Consider the following 4,447-nt stretch of genomic DNA (forward strand, 5'->3'; position numbering starts at 1 on the left):
GCCGACATAGACGCGCCTGCTTGTCGGCTGCCGCTTCGCTTTAGACCGACCTACACGGCGGAAGTATTCGCACAGGCCAATCTCTCCGTTACTTGGTATATTGCAAAAAGTTCATGTCGCATCTACAGCGGCGGTTCACCCCACCTCCGCCAGCAGGATGCTGGTTTCGGAATGCGTGATTGCCCGGTTGGTGCGGATTTCGGTCAGGACGCGGTCCAGCGTCGTCAGGTCGCCGGTGCGGATTTCGGCGACGAGGTCCCAGCGGCCGTTGGTGGACCAGACGCGGCTGATTTCCGGGATGCGTTTCAGGGCGGACAGCACCGATTTGTGATCGGCCGAGCGGACCTCCAGCGAGGCGATGGCGCGGACGGAGCCGGTGTCCACGTCGTCGCGCAGGCGCACGGTGAAACCCATCAGCACCTTGTTTTTCAGCAGGCGGTCGATCCGGTTCTGGACGGTGCCGCGCGACACGTCGAGGTGGCGGGCCAGGGTCGCGGTCGGCAGCCGGGAATCGTCGCGCAGCAGCTCGATCAGGCGGCGGTCGGTCGCGTCGAGGTCGAGGGGGTGTTGACGATTCGCCATGTGATGCTGCCGTAATGCTAGAGTTTGCTGACGATATTAGCACTTCACTGGCTTTTTGTTGGCATCTGACGTCGGCATGCTGGGTCCGGGATGCAAAATCATTCGGAAGCGGGCTGACATCATGCGGCAGACGGAAACGGGCGAACTCTACCGGGGCGGACCTGATCGAAGCGGTCTTGGCGACGGGGCTGACGTGTCGCTTCTCGGCATTCCGCTGGAACTGGGAGCCTCCGAGGCCGGCTCGATCATGGGACCGGCGGCGCTGAGGACGGCAGGGCTTCCGGCGCTGCTCGGCGAGATGGGCTACCGGGTGACCGATCACGGCGATCTGGCGCAGCCGGCGGCGGCGGACCCTGGGCTGACGGTGGCCGATGCCAAGGCGTGCCGCAATCCGGGGCTCATCGCCGCCTGGACCCGGCTGATCCATGACCGCGCCTACGAGATGGCGAAGGGCGGGGGCGTGCCGGTTTTCATGGGCGGCGATCATAGCCTGTCGATGGGGACGGTCAGCGCCATGGCCCGGTACTGCCGGGATACCGACCGCGAGCTGTTCGTGCTGTGGCTGGATGCGCATGCTGATTTCAACACGCCGGCCACGACGCCGTCGGGCAATATGCACGGCATGTCGATGGCGTTCGCCTGCGGCGAGGCTTCGCTGACGCCGCTGCTGGGCGACCGGCCCTTCGTGCCGGTACCGCCGGAAAACGTCCACATCTTCGGCCTGCGCTCGATCGACAAGGAGGAGCGCGGTGCGGTCAGGGACAAGGGCATCCAGGTCGTCGATATGCGGATGATCGATCAGGCCAGCGTGTCGATCCTGCTTCAGGGCCTGCTCCAGGAAATCATCGGGAAGATCGAAGGCCGGCGGGCGCACCTGCATGTCAGCCTGGACGTCGATTTCCTCGACCCCAGCATAGCGCCCGCCGTCGGGACGACGGTGCCGGGGGGCGCCACCTACCGCGAGGCGCATCTGATCATGGAGATGCTGCACGACAGCGGGCTGGTCGGCTCGCTCGACATCGTCGAGCTGAACCCGTTCCTGGACGAGCGGGGGCGGAGCGCCCGGCTGCTGACGGAACTGGTCACCAGCCTGTTCGGCCGCACCATCATCGACCGCCCGGCCCGCCGTATCCGCGTCGCGTAAGCGTTATTCGAATTCAGGAAGGATGAAGCCATGTCTGAGAGCGCCGTTGCCGAACTGTCGCGCGAAACCGCCGGCCTGATCGAACTGGAGCACTCGCTGGGTGCCCACAACTACAAGCCGCTCGACGTCGTGTTGACGCGCGGCGAGCGGGTCTGGGTCTGGGACGTCGAGGGCCGGCGCTATCTGGACTGCCTGTCGGCCTATTCCGCCGTCAACCAGGGGCATTGCCATCCGCGCATCCTGGCGGCCATGGTCGAGCAGGCGGGGAAGCTGACGCTGACCTCTCGGGCCTTCCGCAACGACCAGTTGCCGCTGTTCTACGAAGAGCTGGCGGCGCTGACCAACTCGCACAAGATCCTGCCGATGAACAGCGGGGCGGAGGCGGTGGAGTCGGCCGTCAAGGCGGTCCGCAAATGGGGCTACGAGGTCAAGGGCGTGCCAGAAGGGCAGGCCGAGATCGTCGTCTGCTCCGACAACTTCCACGGTCGGACGATCGGGATCGTCGGCTTCTCGACCGATCCGGACGCGCGGGGCGGGTTCGGGCCGTTCGCGCCGGGTTTCCGGGTCGTGCCGTTCGGCGATGCCGAAGCCTTCGAGGCGGCGATCACGCCTGATACCGTCGCCTTCCTGGTCGAGCCGATCCAGGGCGAGGCGGGCGTGATGATCCCGCCGGACGGGTATTTCCGGCGCGTGCGCGATCTCTGCACGGCAAACAACGTCACGCTGATCTTCGACGAGATCCAGACCGGGCTGGGGCGGACCGGCAAGCTGCTGGCGGAGGAGCACGAGGGCGTCGTGGCCGACGTGACGCTGATCGGCAAGGCGCTGTCGGGCGGCTTCTATCCGGTGTCCGCCGTGCTTTCCAACTCGGAAGTGCTGGGGGTGCTGAAGCCGGGACAGCACGGCAGCACCTTCGGCGGCAATCCGCTGGCCTGCGCGGTGGCTCGGGCTGCGCTGAAGGCGCTGACGGAGGAAGGCATGATCGAGAACTCGGCCGTTCAGGGCGAATACTTCAAGACGCAGCTTCAAGGCATCCGCAGCGATAGGGTGCGGGAAGTGCGCGGGCGCGGGCTGATGCTGGCGGTCGAGCTTCACCCGGAGGCGGGGGGAGCCCGCCGCGCGTGCGAGGCGTTGCGGGCGCGGGGCGTCCTGGCGAAGGACACCCACGGCCACACGATCCGCATAGCACCGCCGCTGGTCATCACGCGGGACGAGGTCGATTGGGCGCTGGAGCAGATCGAGCCGGTGCTGACCGGGGCCGTTGGCTGAAAAATCAGGATTGACGCCAGAAGAACCAGACGGTCATCGCCGACGCTATGCCGACGACGATGAGCTTCAGGAACTTCTGGTTGATCCGCCGCGCGCCATGGACGCCGATCCAGCCGCCGAGGATGGACGCGAGCGCCATCGGCAGGGTCTGCGGCCAGTAGACGGCTCCGGCGACGATGAAGGCTGCGACGGCGGCCCCGTTCATCAGCGTCGCCAGCAGGATCTTCAGCCCGTTCATGGCGTGGATGTTGGTCATGCCGAACAGCGTCAGCGCCGCCAGCATCAGGAAGCCGATGCCGCCGCCGAAATAGCCGCCATAGATCGAGATGACGAACTGGACGACCAGCACGGCGGGGCCGCTGAGGCGCATGCGGGCGGCGACGCCCTTGGGGGCGAAGTTGCCGACCGCGAAGACGACCGTGGCGAACAGCATCAGCCAGGGGACGAGGTCGGCGAAAACAGCGTTGGGGGTGTAGAGGAGGAGTATCGCCCCGACCAGACCGCCGGCGAGGCTGAGCCCGATGAAGGACGGCAGGCCGAATTCGCTGATGCCCAGGATGTCGCGCCGGTATGCGAGAGCGCTGGTCGCCTGTCCGGGGAAGAGTGCGACCGTGCTGGAGGCGTTGGCGGCTACGGGGGGAACCCCGGCGAAGACCAATGCTGGGAAGGTGATGAAGGCGCCGCCGCCGGCGATGGCGTTGACCACGCCGGCGGCAAAGGCAGCCAGGACGAGCAGGCTGTAGGAGAGCATTTGGCTTGTGGCTGCTCGCTTTCGTTCAGTCCGCCTTGATCGGCAGGACGAGCTGGAAGGCTTTGATGGTCATGCGCTTGCGGTGATAGAAACGATGCGCGTCGCCGCGCTGGACGCCGGAAATGATCTCCAGCTGGGCGCAGCCGCGCTCGCGCGCCTGGGCATGGACCCAGTCGAACAGCTTGTCGCCGAAACCATGGGAACGCTGCTTCCCTGAAGTCACCAGATCCTCGACATACATGTACTTGCCTCGGGACAGCGTCTCATGAACGCGGAACCCGCTGCAACCCGCGACTTCGCCGTCGAACCAGAGCAGGGCCAGATTGTAGCCGTCGTCCATCTGGCGGCGGATCTGGTGGCGGTAGACCGCCGGGTCCGTGAAATTGGTCCGCAGCTCCGACATGACCGCGAAACTGGCGTCGATATCGGCGTCGGTGGCGGCGAAGGTGATGGTGAATTCCTGTCCGTCCATGGCGTGATCGTTCCTCCTGCTGGTTGTTATCCCGCGGTATTCCGCGTTGTGTACGAAATACTGTATGCCAGATACCAGACAGTCTGCAAGCGTCCAGTGACGCCAGGACACGATACGCCAGAAGACCCCTGCTCATGTCGAAATCTCTCTTCGATACCCGGAACGGCTGGCAACCGCTCATGGTTTGGCCGGAACCAACGTCTCCAACCAAGGCACGATCGTAGGACCT

5 protein-coding genes are annotated in these 4,447 nt (G+C 65.5%); 2 read left to right on the plus strand and 3 right to left on the minus strand.

The features are described 5' to 3' along the window. Positions 1-135: 135 nt before the first annotated feature. The gene (locus AC5JJ6_RS00705; protein WP_496040193.1) at positions 136-582 is read right to left on the minus strand and encodes an Lrp/AsnC family transcriptional regulator; all 447 of its coding nucleotides are present in this window, start codon (positions 580-582) and stop codon (positions 136-138) included. A gap of 121 nt (positions 583-703) precedes the next feature. Here AC5JJ6_RS00705 and rocF point away from each other — a divergent pair, with 121 nt between their 5' ends. Then, positions 704-1,726: an arginase gene (rocF, locus tag AC5JJ6_RS00710; protein ID WP_496040194.1), complete on the plus strand. Its 1,023-nt coding sequence runs from the start codon at positions 704-706 to the stop codon at positions 1,724-1,726. A gap of 30 nt (positions 1,727-1,756) precedes the next feature. Next, a complete protein-coding gene (rocD, locus tag AC5JJ6_RS00715) occupies positions 1,757-2,995 on the plus strand; it encodes an ornithine--oxo-acid transaminase (RefSeq protein WP_496040195.1) in 1,239 nt (412 codons plus the stop codon). Positions 2,996-2,999: 4 nt separating this feature from the next. Here the strand turns inward: rocD and AC5JJ6_RS00720 are convergent, their stop codons facing one another. Together AC5JJ6_RS00720 and AC5JJ6_RS00725 are read right to left on the minus strand one after the other, a co-directional pair. Further along, positions 3,000-3,746 (minus strand): sulfite exporter TauE/SafE family protein, encoded by a 747-nt coding sequence (locus tag AC5JJ6_RS00720; RefSeq protein ID WP_496040196.1) that lies wholly within the window; start codon positions 3,744-3,746, stop codon positions 3,000-3,002. A 25-nt stretch (positions 3,747-3,771) separates the two neighbouring features. Continuing rightward, positions 3,772-4,218 (minus strand): GNAT family N-acetyltransferase, encoded by a 447-nt coding sequence (locus AC5JJ6_RS00725; RefSeq protein ID WP_496040197.1) that lies wholly within the window; start codon positions 4,216-4,218, stop codon positions 3,772-3,774. Positions 4,219-4,447 lie beyond the last annotated feature (229 nt).

The organism is Skermanella sp. (assembly GCF_059503625.1).

Bases quoted from the DNA above. Each gene is read 5' to 3' on its own strand.
- AC5JJ6_RS00705 (WP_496040193.1), bottom strand. From the start codon at position 582: ATGGCGAATCGTCAACACCCCCTCGACCTCGACGCGACCGACCGCCGC.
- AC5JJ6_RS00720 (WP_496040196.1), bottom strand. From the start codon at position 3,746: ATGCTCTCCTACAGCCTGCTCGTCCTGGCTGCCTTTGCCGCCGGCGTG.
- AC5JJ6_RS00725 (WP_496040197.1), bottom strand. From the start codon at position 4,218: ATGGACGGACAGGAATTCACCATCACCTTCGCCGCCACCGACGCCGAT.
- rocD (WP_496040195.1), top strand. From the start codon at position 1,757: ATGTCTGAGAGCGCCGTTGCCGAACTGTCGCGCGAAACCGCCGGCCTG.
- rocF (WP_496040194.1), top strand. From the start codon at position 704: ATGCGGCAGACGGAAACGGGCGAACTCTACCGGGGCGGACCTGATCGA.